14 protein-coding genes are annotated in these 13,903 nt (G+C 69.1%); 9 read left to right on the top strand and 5 right to left on the bottom strand.

Features of this window, described 5'->3' with window-relative positions:
• The first annotated feature begins 3 nt into the window (after positions 1-3).
• Positions 4-405 carry an immunity 22 family protein gene (locus EX88_RS0101810; protein WP_031370309.1) on the top strand — a complete coding sequence of 134 codons (402 nt, stop codon included), beginning with the start codon at positions 4-6 and terminating at the stop codon, positions 403-405.
• A gap of 21 nt (positions 406-426) precedes the next feature.
• Here the strand turns inward: EX88_RS0101810 and EX88_RS0101815 are convergent, their stop codons facing one another.
• Positions 427-1,410 carry a mitochondrial fission ELM1 family protein gene (locus EX88_RS0101815; RefSeq protein ID WP_051884315.1) on the bottom strand — a complete coding sequence of 328 codons (984 nt, stop codon included), beginning with the start codon at positions 1,408-1,410 and terminating at the stop codon, positions 427-429.
• Positions 1,411-1,515: 105 nt separating this feature from the next.
• Between EX88_RS0101815 and EX88_RS0101820 the strand changes: the two genes are divergently transcribed.
• The 6 genes from EX88_RS0101820 to EX88_RS0101845 all read left to right on the top strand — a co-directional run bounded on the left by EX88_RS0101820 (position 1,516) and on the right by EX88_RS0101845 (position 6,583).
• A complete protein-coding gene (locus EX88_RS0101820) occupies positions 1,516-2,103 on the top strand; it encodes a malonic semialdehyde reductase (protein ID WP_031370311.1) in 588 nt (195 codons plus the stop codon).
• Positions 2,104-2,233: 130 nt separating this feature from the next.
• Positions 2,234-2,824, top strand: a complete 591-nt coding sequence (locus tag EX88_RS0101825; RefSeq protein ID WP_031370312.1) for a YceI family protein — start codon at positions 2,234-2,236, stop codon at positions 2,822-2,824.
• A gap of 10 nt (positions 2,825-2,834) precedes the next feature.
• Entirely contained in the window at positions 2,835-3,548 is a 714-nt protein-coding gene (locus EX88_RS0101830) for a pirin family protein (protein ID WP_031370313.1), read from the top strand.
• A 333-nt stretch (positions 3,549-3,881) separates the two neighbouring features.
• The gene (locus EX88_RS0101835) at positions 3,882-4,082 is read left to right on the top strand and encodes a zinc-finger domain-containing protein (RefSeq protein ID WP_031370314.1); all 201 of its coding nucleotides are present in this window, start codon (positions 3,882-3,884) and stop codon (positions 4,080-4,082) included.
• Between the two features lie 31 nt (positions 4,083-4,113).
• Positions 4,114-5,241: a glycosyltransferase gene (locus EX88_RS0101840; protein ID WP_031370315.1), complete on the top strand. Its 1,128-nt coding sequence runs from the start codon at positions 4,114-4,116 to the stop codon at positions 5,239-5,241.
• Complete coding sequence (locus tag EX88_RS0101845; protein WP_081930553.1) at positions 5,222-6,583, top strand: O-antigen ligase family protein; 1,362 nt, start codon at positions 5,222-5,224, stop codon at positions 6,581-6,583. Before EX88_RS0101840 ends, EX88_RS0101845 begins: the two co-directional genes overlap by 20 nt.
• 33 nt (positions 6,584-6,616) lie before the next feature.
• Here EX88_RS0101845 and lpxL read toward each other — a convergent pair whose 3' ends face one another.
• The gene (gene lpxL / locus EX88_RS0101850; protein ID WP_031370317.1) at positions 6,617-7,558 is read right to left on the bottom strand and encodes an LpxL/LpxP family Kdo(2)-lipid IV(A) lauroyl/palmitoleoyl acyltransferase; all 942 of its coding nucleotides are present in this window, start codon (positions 7,556-7,558) and stop codon (positions 6,617-6,619) included.
• Positions 7,559-7,812: 254 nt separating this feature from the next.
• Here lpxL and waaA point away from each other — a divergent pair, with 254 nt between their 5' ends.
• Positions 7,813-9,108 carry a lipid IV(A) 3-deoxy-D-manno-octulosonic acid transferase gene (waaA, locus tag EX88_RS0101855; protein WP_031370318.1) on the top strand — a complete coding sequence of 432 codons (1,296 nt, stop codon included), beginning with the start codon at positions 7,813-7,815 and terminating at the stop codon, positions 9,106-9,108.
• Positions 9,109-9,666: 558 nt separating this feature from the next.
• Here waaA and EX88_RS0101860 read toward each other — a convergent pair.
• The 3 genes from EX88_RS0101860 to EX88_RS0101870 all read right to left on the bottom strand — a co-directional run bounded on the left by EX88_RS0101860 (position 9,667) and on the right by EX88_RS0101870 (position 12,588).
• Positions 9,667-11,082 (bottom strand): TolC family outer membrane protein, encoded by a 1,416-nt coding sequence (locus EX88_RS0101860; protein ID WP_031370319.1) that lies wholly within the window; start codon positions 11,080-11,082, stop codon positions 9,667-9,669.
• A gap of 17 nt (positions 11,083-11,099) precedes the next feature.
• On the bottom strand, positions 11,100-11,768 hold the full coding sequence (locus EX88_RS0101865) for a protein-L-isoaspartate O-methyltransferase family protein (protein WP_031370320.1): 669 nt from the start codon (positions 11,766-11,768) through the stop codon (positions 11,100-11,102).
• Between the two features lie 154 nt (positions 11,769-11,922).
• Positions 11,923-12,588 (bottom strand): TetR/AcrR family transcriptional regulator, encoded by a 666-nt coding sequence (locus tag EX88_RS0101870; protein ID WP_031370321.1) that lies wholly within the window; start codon positions 12,586-12,588, stop codon positions 11,923-11,925.
• Positions 12,589-12,664: 76 nt separating this feature from the next.
• On the opposite strand from EX88_RS0101870, the gene EX88_RS0101875 reads away from it, so the two are divergent.
• Positions 12,665-13,774 carry an efflux RND transporter periplasmic adaptor subunit gene (locus EX88_RS0101875; RefSeq protein WP_223620976.1) on the top strand — a complete coding sequence of 370 codons (1,110 nt, stop codon included), beginning with the start codon at positions 12,665-12,667 and terminating at the stop codon, positions 13,772-13,774.
• Positions 13,775-13,903 lie beyond the last annotated feature (129 nt).

Below are 13,903 nucleotides of genomic sequence, written 5' to 3' on the forward strand. Positions count from 1 at the left end.
GGCATGATCGACGACACCGCGCGCGGCATGATCTCGGTGTGGATGGGCACGACCACGCAATCGCCGCAGGCGTTCGAGCGCTATCTCGACGGCATGGAAGCGAGCGGTTCGGGCTGCCCGGCGCATCGCGACTTCGGCTGCGACTTTCTCGATGCGGATTTCTTCATCGCCTATGCCACCGCCGGGCATCGGCGCGTGCCGATCGAGGAACTGGTGCGGGAAGTAGACACGCATACGCCGCAGACCGAACGCGCGATCCTCGCGCGCTGTCATGAGCTCGGCGTGATCGAAGGCAATGCGCTGTATTTCTACGACCACGCCGTTTTCCACGAAGCGCAGCCCGGGCGGCGTTACAACGAGTTGTATTTCATCGGCAACTTCGCCAACCCGCGCCAAGCCCGCTAGGCGCGGCCGTCGGCCGAATGCTCAGTCGCGCAGGCCCAGCCGTTGCCGGACTTCCTGCGCGACCCGCGCGGTTTCGCGCAACGGCGTCACCGGGTAGGCCGACAAGCGTTGGTCGAAGGGCCGTACGCGGCCGAGGCTGAGCAGGCTGTCGACGAAACGGCCCGGGCGGCCGTCGACGCGCTCGATGCCGAAGGCGAACACCGGCACGCGCGTGGCCGCGGCTTCCGACAGCATGTTGACCGAGTCGGCGGTGCAGACGATGCGGTCGGCCCAGCCGAGCAGGCCGGGATACGGGTTGCTGCCCTCGCCGGGCTCGTACCAGGACACCCGCGGCAGGCGTGCCAGACGCTGGCGCAGGCGCGCGCGGATCTCGACCGGCGTGCGTCGCGAGGTGGTCGCCAACAGGCTGCCCGACTCGCGTTCGAGCAGGGTCTGCAACTGCGTCGCCAGCACGTCGAACGCGGCCTGGTCGAACTTCGCGTGCGCGCTCGGGCCGCCGAGCAACAAGGCCGTACGCGGCCCGGGCAGGGCGCCGAACGCGGGAAAGGCGCTGCGCGCGCCGGCCAGCCACAGGTCGTCGACCGGGTTGAGGCTGCCGAGCAGGGTGACGACGTTGCTGCCGTGCAGGCCGTCGTGCTCGGGCGCGATCACCAGGTCCCAGTGTTTCGGCGAGATGCGCGGGTCGAGGATCTGCACCGCCGCGCAGCCGTCGCCGCGCAGCAGCCGGGTGGCCAGCGCGGCCTGGCGACCGCAACCGATCACCAGCGCCGGGCGGGCGCCGCGGGCGCGAACGAATTCGGGGCCGAAGGCCTGGCCGGCGCCAGGCAGGCACCGTGGCGAGGCCCAGCGCCAGGGCGCACGCGGGCTCAGCGTCCAATCGATCGCCGGCCGGCCCAGGGCCTGGGTCAGGGCATTGGCTTGGCGCTGATTGCCGGCATGGCCGTCGGTCAGGATCCAGGTTGCAGCCGTGGAGCTAGTTTTGGCAGAAAGACCGTTTCGTTGCACAGATGCGCTTAATCCGTTCCGGGATTGTCGGTTCTAAGGTCAGATTGAGACTCTACACTTCGTCTCCCGATCAATGCCCAGCGCGGCAGCCTCATGGAGAAGACGATGTCCAGGCCCCTGAACGACGAAGCCCTCGATCAACTGTTCCGCACCGCCCGCACGCATAACGAGCTCGGCGGCGAGGTCAGCGACGAGACGCTGCGCCAGCTGTACGACCTGGTCAAATGGGCGCCGACCAGCGCCAACGGCTCGCCGGCGCGCTTCGTGTTCGTGAAGTCGGCGCAGGCCAAGGAAAAGCTGCGCCCGGCCCTGTCGGAAGGCAACCTGGCCAAGACCATGGCTGCCCCGGTCACGGTGATCGTCGCCCACGACCTGGAGTTCCACGACAAGCTGCCCTACCTGTTCCCGCATGCCGATGCCCGCAGCTGGTTTGCCGGCAACGACGAGCACATCCGCACCACCGCGTTCCGCAACGGCAGCCTGCAGGGCGCCTACCTGATCCTCGCGGCGCGTTCGCTCGGCCTGGACACCGGCGCGATGTCGGGCTTCGACAACGCCAAGGTCGACGAGGCCTTCTTCGCCGGCACCCAGGTCAAGTCCAACTTCCTGATCAACCTCGGCGTTGGTGCGCCGGCGGCGCTGTTCCCGCGTTCGCCGCGCCTGCCGTTCGACGAAGCCGCGCGCATCGATTGAGGCGTGCGCGCCGCCACGCTTCCGGCGCGGGCCGAAGCCGGCCCGCGCTTGCTTGCGCAATAGTGCCGTGATGTCGTTACCCCCGACCCATACGATCCATCCCCTTACGACTCCATTCGAGGAACTCACCATGAAGCGCATCCTGCTTGCCGCTGCCCTGGGCCTGGCCTTCGCCGGCACCGCCAGCGCCGCCGCCGTGACCTACAAGATCGACCCCAACCACACCGACGTGGTGGTCGGCTGGAGCCACTTCGGCTTCTCCAACCCGGTCGCGCATTTCGGCAAGGTCGACGGCACCATCACCTACGATCCGGCCAAGCCGGCGGCGTCCTCGGTGCAGGTGACCATCCCGTTGGACGGCCTGGATTCGCACGTGCCGGATTTCGACGAGCACCTCAAGAGCGCCGATTTCTTCGACGCCGAGAAATTCCCGACCATCACCTTCAAGAGCACCAAGGTCGAAGCGGCCGGCGACAAGAAGCTCAAGGTGAGTGGCGAGCTGACCGTGCACGGCGTGACCAAGCCGGCCGTGCTCGACGTCACCATCAACAAGATCGGCGAGCAGCCGATGGCCAAGCGCGCCGCCGCCGGTTTCGACGCCAGCACCACGCTCAAGCGCAGCGATTTCGGCCTCGGCAAGTACGCGCCGAACGTCAGCGACGAAGTCAGCATCCGCATCACCACCGAAGCGCTGGTGCCCAAGCCCGAAGCCAAGAAGTAAGCGCGACCGCATGATCATCGAACGCCCATCCAGCGCCCGCGGCCAGGTCCAGGCGGGTTGGCTAGACAGCCGCCACACGTTTTCGTTCGGCGGCTATTACGACCCGGCCTGGATGGGCTTCGGTGCCTTGCGCGTGATCAACGAAGACCGCGTCGAAGCCGGCGCGGGCTTCGCGCCGCATCGCCACGCCAATATGGAAATCCTCAGCTACGTGCTGAGCGGCCGCCTGTCGCACAAAGGCAGCGCCGACGACGGCGGCGTCATCGGCCCCGGCGAGCTGCAGTGGATGAGCGCCGGTCACGGCGTCGAACACAGCGAGTACAACGGCTCCGACAGCGAGCCGGTGCATTTCCTGCAGATCTGGGTCCAGCCCGACCGGCTCAACGCCCAACCCGCCTACGCCAAGCGCGAGGCGGCCGAAGCGCGCGACGGCGAGTTCGTTCTCCTGGCCTCGCGCGACGGCGCCCACGGCGGCCTGCCGGTGCGCCAAGACCTGCGCCTGTATTCGCTGGCCCTGGCGCCCGGGTCCAGCGCGCGACGCCTGCTTGACGCGGGACGGCTGTATTGGCTGCAGGTCGCGCGGGGGCGGGTCGAGGTGGGCGGACGCACGCTCGAAGCCGGCGATGCGCTGGGGTTTCGCGAAGAATCGGTCGAACTGGTGTCGACCGGGTTGGGCGATACGACGGCCGATCTGCTGTTTTTCGATCTGCCGCCGGCGGGTTGAGAGCAAGAGCAAGAATCAAGAGCAAATCCCCCCTGGCCCCCCTTTTTCAAAGGGGGGGACCGTTACGGGGATTTCGCCGATCTGAGCCTTGATCGCTTCGATCAATCTTTAGCTGATCGAGCCGTTCGCTTCGTCGTTACGAGATCAAGAGCACCCGGAGGCGACCAAGCCGCCAGTGCTGCCATACCCACCAGAAGGATTCCCCCCCTTTGAAAAAGGGGGCTAGGGGGGATTTGCTCCTAACGTACCCAACCCGGCCGCCGCGCCCCGCACACGGCCTTGCCCCGCAACGCTGCTAAACTGCCACCCCCGCGTCGCCATCCGTCGTCCCTCATGACCGCAGCCAACGCCCATCCCACCCAGGCCAACGCCGAGCAGCGCTATACCGTCACGCGCGCCGACCTGCCGTTGAGCTGCCCGCTGCCGTCGATGGCGCTGTGGAACTCGCATCCGCGCGTGTACCTGCCGATCGAGGCCGAGCGCGAATGCCAGTGCCCGTACTGCGGCGCGCATTTCACCCTGGTCGACGACTGATCGCGGCCGCGTGACACCGCCCACGCCGACCATGCGCCGGCTGACGGTGATGCAATTGCTGCCGAAGCTGGAATCCGGCGGCGTCGAACGTTCGACTCTCGAAGTCGCCGAAGCGCTAGTGCGCGCCGGCCACCGCGCCATCGTGGTCTCGGCCGGCGGCCGCCTGGTGCCGCAACTCGTCGCCTCGGGCGCCGAACACATCGAACTGGCGATCGGGCGCAAATCGCCTTCGACCCTGCGCCATGGCTTCACCTTGCGCCGGCTGTGGGCCGAGCACTCGGTCGACATCGTCCACGCGCGTTCGCGCCTGCCTGCCTGGATCGGCCTGCTGGCCTGGCGCGGCATGGACGAGGCGACGCGGCCGCGCTTTGTAACCACTGTGCATGGGCTCAATTCGCCGTCGCGCTACAGCGCGGTGATGACCCGCGGCGAACGCACCATCTGCGTCTCGCGCACGGTCCGCGACTACGTGCTCGAACACTATCCCGATACCGACCCGGACAAGCTGCGCATCATTGCGCGCGGCATCGACCCGGCGGCGTTCCCGCACGCGCCCTGGCCCGATCCGCAGGCGCGGGCCTGGGCCGCGGCGCGGCATCCCGCGCTCGCCGGCGACGGCCCCTTGTTGCTGTTGCCCGGACGCGGTACGCGCCTGAAGGGCCATGCCGATGCGCTGGCCTTGCTCGCCGCGATCCGCGCCGACGGCCGCGATGCGCGGCTGTGGCTGCCGGGCGCGCGCGAAGCCGGGCGCGAGGCGTATATCGTCGAACTGGAACAGGCCGCGCAGCAACTCGGCATCGGCGAGGCGATCGCCTTCACCGCACCGACCGACGAGATTGCCCGCGCCTATGCCGCGAGCGATCTGGTCCTGCAGCTCTCGCGCAAACCCGAGGCCTTCGGCCGCACCGTGGTCGAAGCCTTGTCCTGCGGGCGTGCTGTGGTCGGTTGGAATTACGGCGGTGTCGGCGAGCTGCTGACCCAGTTGCAGCCGCGCGGCGCGGTCGCGCCGTTCGACCTGCAGGCCCTGCGCGCGGCGGCTTGCGAATTGCTAACGCAAGCGCCCGCGGCTGTGGATACGATGGCGTTTTCCCTGCGGGCGATGCAGGAGGCCACGCTTGCCGTCTATGCCGAACTCGTCGATGCCGCACACCGCGCCTGATCCGGCGACGGCTTCGTCCGGGCCGCCGCCCGCCGAGGCACCTCATGCGATCGTCGGCTGGCGCTGGGCGCCGGCCTGGATCCTGGCCTATGTCGCGCTGCTGTTCGCGCCGGGCTATGCCGAAACCGTACTCACCCTCGGTGCGCTGACCGCCCTGGTGCGACTGGTGCTGGTGCGCTTCAACACCGGCGCGCGCCTGCTCAGCGATCCGGCCTGGGTGCTGACCAGCGCCTTGTTCGCGGCGTACTGGTTGCCGGAACTGATCTCGGCCACCGATGCGGTCGACCCGGGCCGCGCCTTGCGTGAGGCCGCGGTCGATCTGCGCTATCTGCCGTTCCTGTGGCTGGTCGCGGCGGCGGTCGCGACCCGGCAGGGGCAACGCACCACCTTCGGCGGCCTGGCCATCATCATCGGCCTGTGGACCGTCGATGCCTTGCTGCAAGGCCTCACCGGCACCAGCCCGCTGTTCTTCGGCATCGACTCGCTGAAGCAGGCGATCAGCGGCCACGGCATGTGTTCGGACGCCGAGATCGCCAGTGTCGACCGCCTCAGCGGCGTGCTCGGCCCGTGCAATCTCAAGCTCGGCCAGGTGATCGCGAGCTTCTCGCCGTTTGTGCTGTACGCGGTCGGCCGCCGTTTCCGTCTCGGCGGTTGGTTGGTCGCTGCCGCCGCGGTCGGCGTGGTCGTGGTATTGGCCGGCTCGCGCGCGTCGTGGATCACCTACGGCCTGGTGCTGGTGCTGTCGGGTTGGCGCCTGCTCGGCTGGAAACGCCTGCTCGGCGTATTCGCGTTCGGCGTGCTGGCACTGGCGCTGCTCGACCAGACCAGCCCGCAGGTGCACGACCGCCTCGCCCGCACCGCGCACATCGTCAGCGCCGACGTCGAAGGCCTCGACAGCGCGCTGTCGGGGCGCACGCGCATCTGGCGCGCGGCGCTGTGCATGGTCGGCGAGCATCCGCTCAACGGCGTCGGCGCACGCGGTTTCCGCGAAGCCTTTCCGGCCTGCGACCCGCAACCCGGGCGCACCACGTCCTGGGGCGAAGGCCCGGCGCTGCATGCGCACCAGTTGCTGCTCGAAGTGCTCGCCGAAACCGGCGCTTTCGGCCTGTTGCTATGGCTGGCCGGCGCCGCATTGGCCTGGCGCGCGTGGGCGGTCGCCGACGCGCGCGCGCGCGAAGCCGCGCGGCCGGCGATGCTGGCCCTGCTGGTGACGGTGTTCCCGTTCAACACCCACCTGGCCTTCTATTCGACCTTCTGGGGCGGGCTGACCTTGCTGTTGGCGGCCTTGTACGCCGGCAGCCTGCTGGCGCAGCCGCCGGACGAGGGCGACGCGACGGCGTAAGCGGTCGCGTTGTTCTGGTCCCGACCGGGCCGATCAGGCCGGAGCGTTCTCGACGGGCTTCTTGTACGGCGAACGCAGCCCCGGCGGGCGGCGCTTGAAGCGGCGGTGGATCCACAGGTACTGGCTCGGCGCTTCGCGCACCATCGCCTCGATCTGGGCGTTGACGCGGGTGCTGTCCTGCGTGGCATCGCTGGACGGGAACTCGGCCAGCGGTGCGCCGACGCGCAATATGTAATCGGCGCCCTCGCGGCGATGGAAGAACGGCACCACCGCGCAGCCGCTGAGGCGCGCGAACTGGTGGGTGGCGGTGATCGTCGCCGCCGGCACGCCGAAGAACGGCGCGAACACCGTGTCCTTGCCGCGCATGTCCTGGTCTGGCGCATACCACAGGAAGCCGCCCTGCTTGAGGTGGCGCATCGCCGGACGGATCTCTTCGTTGGTGAACATGGCCGCGGCGTAGCGCAGGCGGCCGCGCTTGACCGCCCATTCCATGACCGGGTTGCGGTGCTTGCGGTACATGCCGGCCAGCGGCAAGTGGTCGCACATCAGCCGCCCGCACATCTCCAGGGTCATGAAATGGCCGGAGATCATCAGCACGCCGCGTCCGGCCGCGCGCACCTCGTCGAGCCGCTCCAGGCCTTCGATGCGCACCGTGCGCCGCATCGGCGCGACCCCGCCCCACCAGGCGCGGGCGAATTCGAAGAAGCCGATGCCGAGATCGCGGAAGCTTTGCCGCAGCAGGGTTTCGCGCTCGGCCTCGGTCTTTTCCGGGAAGCACAGGGCCAGGTTGATGCGGGCCGCGCGTCGGCGCTGGCCCGCCACGCGCAGGGCGAAGACCCCGATCAGGCGGCCGAGCGCACGTTGCAGGCCCCAGGGCAGGCGCGCGCCGAAACACATCGCGGCCAGCGCGAGCCACATCGGCCACAGGCGCGGCACCAGCAGGGAAGGGCGAGGGGGCAGGACAGGTTCGGCCATGGCCATAGTTTATGCGGTGAGCGTGCAGTGCCGGTGCAATACGGGCCACGAGCGCGACCGCGGCGGGCATCCGCACGTCGGGGTTCGATGCCGGCGGTGTGTGGTTTGCGCTGCGCTGCGGGCCTCGCAGCCTCCGCGCCGATGAGCTGCGAATGCCCGCGTATCGCCGGTTCTGCGCATCCGGTCGAGTCCGGTACGGTGCGCGATGACGGCATCCACGACCGGATCACCTCCGCAAGCTTTATCCTTGTCGGATGCGGAAGGACTTGATCGAGCGCCTGTTGCGCGGCCTGTATTCGGTCGCGCTGTATCTGTTGGCGCCGGTGACGATCTATCACCTGATCTGGCGCGGTTTCCGCCAGCCGGCCTATTTCCAGCGCTGGCTCGAGCGTTACGCGATCTATCGCGGCCCCGCGCAGACCCGCACCCTGTGGCTGCACGCGGTCTCGGTCGGCGAGGTCAACGCCGCGATTCCGCTGGTGAACGCCTTGCGCCGCGGCCGTCCCGATTTGCGCCTGCTGGTGACCACGATCACCCCGACCGGTTCGGACCGCGCGCGTTCGGCCTGGGGCGATTCGGTCGAGCACGTGTATCTGCCTTACGACCTGCCCGGCGCGGTCGGGCGTTTCCTGCGCCATCACCAGCCCTGCGCGGCGCTGATCATGGAAACCGAGTTGTGGCCGAACCTGTTGTTCGGCTGCCGCGACCGCGGTATTCCGGCCTATATCCTCAATGCGCGCCTGTCGGAGCGTTCGCTGCGCGGCTACCGCGTGTTGGCGCCCTTGGTGGGGCGCGCCCTGCGCACGGTGCGCACGGTGGCGGCGCAGTCGCGCGCCGACGGCGAGCGTTTCGTCGAACTCGGCGCGCGCCCCGAGCAAGTCACCGAGACCGGCAACCTCAAGTTCGACGTCAACGTGCCCGACGCACTCGACGAGTTTGCGCTCGAATGCCACCGCCACACCGGTGAGCGGCCGGTGTGGATCGCGGCGAGCACGCACGAGGACGAAGAGGCCGCGACCGTGACCATGCATCGGCGCCTGCGCGAGCGTTTCCCCGACCTGCTGCTGTTGTGGGCGCCGCGCCATCCGGAACGCTTCCGGGTCGTCGCCGAACATGCCCGCAGCGCCGGCTGGCAGGTGTCGACGCGTTCGCGCGCGCGCTGGCCGCAGCCGGGCGACGATGTCTTCGTCATCGACACCCTCGGCGAACTGATGAGCTTCTACGCCTGTGCCGACGTCGCTTTCGTCGGCGGCAGCCTGCAGGCGATCGGCGGGCACAACCTGCTCGAACCGGCCGCGACCGGCACCCCGATCGTGACCGGCCCGCACCTGCACAACTTCGTCGAGATCGCGCAGCGCCTGGAAACCGCCGGTGCCTTGCGGATCGGCGCCGACGCCGAGGCGGTCGAGGCCGCGGTCGAGCGCCTGCTGGCCGACCCGATCGAACGCGCCAAGATGATCGACGCCGGCCGCGCCCTGGTCGAACTGGGCCGCGGCGCCTTGGCCCGCACCATGGCCTTGCTGCAGCCGGCCTTGCCGCCGCTGCGTTGAGCGCGGTGAATCCATCCCTGTAGGAGCGGCGTAAGCCGCGACCGCGGGATGGGCAGAAACGCCATCGTCGTCGTAAATCATCGACGCGAAATACCGGCACGCGGGTAGGAGCGGCGCAAGCCGCGAGCGCGAACCCGCAACCATTGCGCAGCCATCCGCAGAGCGTCGTATTCGCAGCGGTGCCCGCGGTTGCACGGTCGTTGCCAGGGCGCGGTCGCGGCTCGCGCCGCTCCTACCCTGGTCCCCTGACGGCCGCTGCTCTTAGGAGTAGGAGCGGCGCAAGCCGCGACCGCGAATCCGCATCCATTGCGCCGCCGTCCGCGGAGCCTCGTCTTCGCAGCGGTGCCCGTGGTCGCGTCGTCGTTGCCAGGGCGCGGTCGCGGCTTGCGCCGCTCCTACCCTGGTGAAGCTACGCGGCTTCGATCGATTACGAAGACATTGAGGTTGTTGCGCGTCCCGCGCCGCTCCTACAGGGGAAGAAGGCGCGGCCACAAACGAAAAAACCGCCGGTGGGCCGGCGGTTTTTCGTAGGGCTTCGAAGGTATCCGGATCGCCGCGTTACTGCGCCTGCGGCGGTGCCAGGTTGGTCGCCGCGTCGGCGGTCAGCAGGCGGTTGATGTCCTGCACGTCGGCGACGTCGAGCGAGCCGGCGGCCTGTTCCAGCAGCAGGCGATTCTGCAGGTAGTTGTACTTGGACTGGGCATAGGCCTGCTGCGCTTCCAGCAGGGTGCGCTGGTTGTTCAACACGTCCAGCACGGTGCGGGTGCCGACTTCCAGGCCGACCTGTGAGGCATCGTAGGCGGCCTGCGCCGAGACCAGGGCGAGGCGGCGCGCTTCGACTTCGCTGATGCCGGCGACCAGGGTCTGGTAGGCGTTGCGGGTGGTGCGCACGAGCAGACGCTTCTGGCGTTCGAGTTCGTCCTGGGCGGCGTCGCGACGCGCCAGGGCCTGGCGCACGCCGGACTGGATGCGGCCGCCCGCGTACAACGGGACCGACAGTTCCAGGCCGATGCTCGGGCCGTGGTTGGCGTTGCCGGGTGCGTTCATGGTCTGGCCCATGAAGGTGCGGTCGCCCCAACTGGCGTTGTCGCCGTAGCTGCCGTTCAAGCTCAGCGTCGGCCAATGGCCGGCGCGCGCGGTTTCCACGCCGATTTCGGCGGCCCGCACCTGCAAGTCCTGCGCGCGCAGCGAAGGATTGTTCTGCACGGCATTGTTGACCCAGCCTTCGACGTCCTGCGCTTCCGGCAGGTTCGGCTTGAAGTCGGCCGGCAAGGCCTTGAGCGCGCGCACCGGTTGGCCGGTGATCTGGCTCAGGCCCTGGTAGGCGTCTTCGACCGCGTTGCGCGCGGTGATGGTGCCGGCGCGGGCGGTGTCGTACTGGGCGCGCGCTTCGTGCACGTCGGTGATCGGCGCCAGGCCGACTTCCAGGCGCTTGGAGGCGTAGTCGAACTGCTTTTGCAGCGCGGTTTCGGCGGCTTCGGCGGCGGCGAGGTTCTCCAGCTTGACCAGCACGTCGAAGTAGGCCGCCGAGGTGCGCGTGATCAGTTCCTGGCTGGCCGATTCGAGGGTGAAGTCGCTGGCCTGGCTGATCGCATTCTGACCCTGGTAGGTCTTGATGCTGGCGCGGTTGTAGATCATTTGGCTCGCGGCGAGCGAGTAGTTGCGCGAGGTGCTGTCGGAGCGAACATCGACGCCGGCCGGGATCGGGTCCGGATCGGTCGGATCGTTGCTGCCCGAACCGCCTTCGCTGGTGGTGCGGCTGCGGGTCAGCCGCGCGGTGCCCGACAAGGACGGCAGCAACGCGGCGCGGGCCTGGATGCGGTCTTCCTTGGTCGCCAGACGGTTGGATTCGGCCGCCGACAGCTGCGGGTCGCCCTGGCGCGCGAGTTCATAGGTCTGCAGCAAGTCTTCCGCCGACGCGACGGCCGGCAGCAGGGATAAGGCCAGGGCAAGAACGAGAGGGCGGCGGGTCATGCGGCTTCCTTGAGCGTTCAGAACTCGAAGGCAGGCGCGGGGGCCGCGCCGACGAGATAGGGGAGGTCGGTTTCGAACAACGATTGGATGCGCGCAGCGTTGACATCGTTGCGTTCGCCGGCGGTGACCCGCAGTCCTTCCATGGCCGGCGAACGGCCGCGGACGACGAACAGGCGGCCGTTGGGCTGCAACCACTGCAACCACTGCGGCGGAATTTCCGCGACCGCGCCGGTCACGCAGATCGCGTTGAAGCGGCGGTCGGTGCGGTAAGTCAGGGCGTCGGCATCGACGACCTGGACGTTGTTGATCGATTGCGCGGCCAGGCGCTTGCGCGCGGTCGCGGCGAGGTCGGCGTGGCATTCCAGGCTGACCACTTCGCGGGCGAGGCGGCCGAGGCAGGCGGTCAGGTAGCCGCTGCCGGTGCCGATCTCGAGCACGTCGTCGGTCGGGTCGACCGCGAGCGACTGCAGCGTGCGGCCTTCGAGCACCGGCTTCATCATGAATTCGCCGTGCGCCAACGGCAGCTGCACGTCGGTATAGGCCAGATTGCGGTGCGCTTCGTCGACGAAGGCCTCGCGCGGCAAAGCGGCCAGCACATCGAGCACGCGCGGGTCGAGCACGTCCCACGGCCGAACCTGTTGTTCGACCATCAGTTCACGTGCTTTTGCGTAATCGAGCGTAGTCATCGGGGCGTCTTCATGTTGCGTGGGAACTGCGAATTCTACCGGGACCACGCGACCCCCGGAGCAAAAGAATTAACCACGCCCGGGCCCGGGCTTAGTGCCGAAAGTCACCGGAACTCTCGGCACCGTGCGGGTTTCGGGCCGTGCCAAGGCGGTTTCAGCGCTCGCGGCGGGCATAGGCGCGCAGGAACATCGTCACCGAGGCGTCGATGTGCGCGCGCACCTCGGTCCGGCCCGGCGCGCCGCAGCCGAACATCAGCAAAGCGTGCGGTTCGCCCTTGACCAGGCAGAAGAACTGCGGCGCGGCGCGGGGCACGTCGTCGATTTCCAACTCGCCGGCCTCGACCCGGCGCTGCAGCAAGGCGGTGAATTCGTCGTGCAGGCGCTGCGGCCCGGCCTCCCAGAACATCTTCGACAGCGGCGATTGGGCGACCTGGGGCGAGCACAACAGACGATGAATCTGGATCGCCTCGGGCGAGCTGACCATCTCGTAGAAGGCGTTGGCGATCGCCAGCAGGCGCTCGCGCAGCGGCGTGGCCGGGTCGGGCACGAACATCAGCGGCGGCAGGTGCTGCTCGCAATACGCCTTGACCGCGGCGCCGAACAGGGTCTCTTTGTCGCCGAAATGGCTATAGACGGTGAGCTTGGAGACCCCGGCCCCGGCGGCGATCTGGTCCATGCTGACCCCGTCGAAGCCGTCGACCAGGAACAGCCGTTTGGCCGCGTCGAGGATTGCGTTGCGCTTGCTGAGGTCCTTCGGGCGGCCTGGGCCGGCCGGCTTGGCCGGCGGCGTCGGGGGGCTGGAGGGTCGGGGCGAGGACATAGGGAATACTGGACTACCGGGTTCGTTATTTATACAGTACTGGCAAGTACATTAATTCGCGATGAGGCCAACCGCAATGCGCCACCGGACTTTTACCGCCGCGCCCACCGCTCCGATGCTGTTCGGCGCGGCGCTCATGCTGGTCCTGACGGCCTGCGGCAACGGCCCACAGGTCGAAGAGTCCCCGCGGCCGGTGCTGGTCGCCCGCCCGGGCGGTGCGGTCAACGGGGTCTCGGCCTTCGCCGGCGAGGTCCGGGCCCGCGAGGAGAGCCCGCTGTCGTTCCGGGTCGGCGGCAAGCTGATCGAGCGCAAGGTCGACGTCGGCGCCCATGTTGCCGCAGGCCAGGTGCTGGCGATACTCGACGCCGGCGATCTGGAGGCCCAGGCGCGCGCGGCTCAGGCCCAGCTCGCCGCCGCCGAGGCCGATTACGGCCGCGCCCGTGCCGACCAGGTGCGTTATTCGCAGCTGGCCAAGGACCAACTGGTCAGCCGTTCGACCCAGGACGCCCAGGACGCCGCGGCCAAAGCTGCGCTCGGCCAGGTCAACGCCGCCCGCGCCAACCTCGAGGTCGCGCGCAACCAGTCCGCCTACACCCATCTGCGTGCGCCGAGCGCCGGCGTGATCGCCAGCCGCAGCGCCGAGGCCGGCCAGGTGGTCGCCGCCGGCCAGCAGGTGTTCGCGCTGGCCGCCGACGGCGCCCGCGAAGTCGCCTTCGCCGTGCCCGAGGGCGCGATCGCGACCTTCAAGCCGGGCCAGCAGGTCTTGATCGAACTGTGGTCGCAATCCGGCCAGCGCTGGCCGGGCCGGGTCCGCGAAGTGTCGCCGGCGGCCGATCCGGCCTCGCGCACCTACGCCGCGCGGGTCACCGTCGACGCGCCGGCCGGCACCCTGGAACTGGGCCAGAGCGCGCGCATCTACCTGCCCAACCACGCCGCCAGCGGGCTCAGCGTGCCGCTCGCGGCCGTGCAGCGCAGCGCCAACGGCACGGCCGTATTCGTCGCCGACCTCAAGAGCGGCACGGTCAAGCTGCGGCCGGTGCAGACGGGAGCCTACGGCCCCGAGCGGGTGCCGGTGAGTTCGGGCCTGCAGCCCGGCGACTGGATCGTCGCCGCCGGCGGCCACCTGCTGCGCGACGGCCAGAAAGTGGTCGCCGTCGACCGCGACAACCACCCGGTTGAGCGCTGATCGCTGCGACGTTGAGCGTTAACCGCCTCCGCGACCCCGACCAGGCCGGCCATGCCCTCGCGCGACCGCCCGCACTCTCACCCCAACCCTGTCCCGCCGCCGGGACAGGGGCCTACGAAGTGAGCTGAT

It is taken from the genome of Lysobacter antibioticus (genome assembly GCF_000731095.1).
GTDB lineage: Bacteria > Pseudomonadota > Gammaproteobacteria > Xanthomonadales > Xanthomonadaceae > Lysobacter > Lysobacter antibioticus_B.

What these genes read in the sequence shown, in the direction of transcription:
- EX88_RS0101810 (WP_031370309.1), top strand. Translation starts at nt 4, where the DNA reads ATGATCGACGACACCGCGCGCGGCATGATCTCGGTGTGGATGGGCACG.
- EX88_RS0101820 (WP_031370311.1), top strand. Translation starts at nt 1,516, where the DNA reads ATGTCCAGGCCCCTGAACGACGAAGCCCTCGATCAACTGTTCCGCACC.
- EX88_RS0101825 (WP_031370312.1), top strand. Translation starts at nt 2,234, where the DNA reads ATGAAGCGCATCCTGCTTGCCGCTGCCCTGGGCCTGGCCTTCGCCGGC.
- EX88_RS0101830 (WP_031370313.1), top strand. Translation starts at nt 2,835, where the DNA reads ATGATCATCGAACGCCCATCCAGCGCCCGCGGCCAGGTCCAGGCGGGT.
- EX88_RS0101835 (WP_031370314.1), top strand. Translation starts at nt 3,882, where the DNA reads ATGACCGCAGCCAACGCCCATCCCACCCAGGCCAACGCCGAGCAGCGC.
- EX88_RS0101840 (WP_031370315.1), top strand. Translation starts at nt 4,114, where the DNA reads ATGCGCCGGCTGACGGTGATGCAATTGCTGCCGAAGCTGGAATCCGGC.
- EX88_RS0101845 (WP_081930553.1), top strand. Translation starts at nt 5,222, where the DNA reads ATGCCGCACACCGCGCCTGATCCGGCGACGGCTTCGTCCGGGCCGCCG.
- lpxL (WP_031370317.1), bottom strand. Translation starts at nt 7,558, where the DNA reads ATGGCCGAACCTGTCCTGCCCCCTCGCCCTTCCCTGCTGGTGCCGCGC.
- waaA (WP_031370318.1), top strand. Translation starts at nt 7,813, where the DNA reads ATGCGGAAGGACTTGATCGAGCGCCTGTTGCGCGGCCTGTATTCGGTC.
- EX88_RS0101860 (WP_031370319.1), bottom strand. Translation starts at nt 11,082, where the DNA reads ATGACCCGCCGCCCTCTCGTTCTTGCCCTGGCCTTATCCCTGCTGCCG.
- EX88_RS0101865 (WP_031370320.1), bottom strand. Translation starts at nt 11,768, where the DNA reads ATGACTACGCTCGATTACGCAAAAGCACGTGAACTGATGGTCGAACAA.
- EX88_RS0101870 (WP_031370321.1), bottom strand. Translation starts at nt 12,588, where the DNA reads ATGTCCTCGCCCCGACCCTCCAGCCCCCCGACGCCGCCGGCCAAGCCG.
- EX88_RS0101875 (WP_223620976.1), top strand. Translation starts at nt 12,665, where the DNA reads ATGCGCCACCGGACTTTTACCGCCGCGCCCACCGCTCCGATGCTGTTC.